This is a genomic window from Cetobacterium sp. ZOR0034 (genome assembly GCF_000799075.1).
Lineage (GTDB): Bacteria > Fusobacteriota > Fusobacteriia > Fusobacteriales > Fusobacteriaceae > Cetobacterium_A.
In genome coordinates, this window is record NZ_JTLI01000117.1 from 1 (window position 1) to 330 (window position 330).

The 330-nt window shown below is 35.2% G+C and carries 1 protein-coding gene; it reads right to left on the reverse strand.

The features are described from left to right. Positions 1–304, reverse strand: a 304-nt coding sequence (locus tag L992_RS13025) for a TolC family protein (protein ID WP_197053446.1), incomplete at its 3' end; no start/stop codon positions are given. Positions 305–330 lie beyond the last annotated feature (26 nt).

Sequence of the window (330 nt, forward strand, 5' to 3'; positions counted from 1 at the left end):
CTACACTATACTGATCTATTGTGCTTCCAAATGAGAATACATCCCACTTCACACTCACTCCACCTCTCCATTCTGCGTTATCAAAGCTATTGTCAAAATGGTGGCTCTCTTTTGATGTTCCGTATGTTGCAAACGCATCTACTTGTGGTAGTAAACTTGATCTCGCAACAATCTTTTCGGCAGCTGCATAATCAACTTTATTTATCGCTAATTTCGCTGATAAACTATTATTTAATGCTACATCTAAATCTTTTTCAAAATCAATTCCTGTTGTTAAGTTTTCTGGAACCATAAATTCTTTCAAAACAATCTCTTCATTTGTTGGTATCA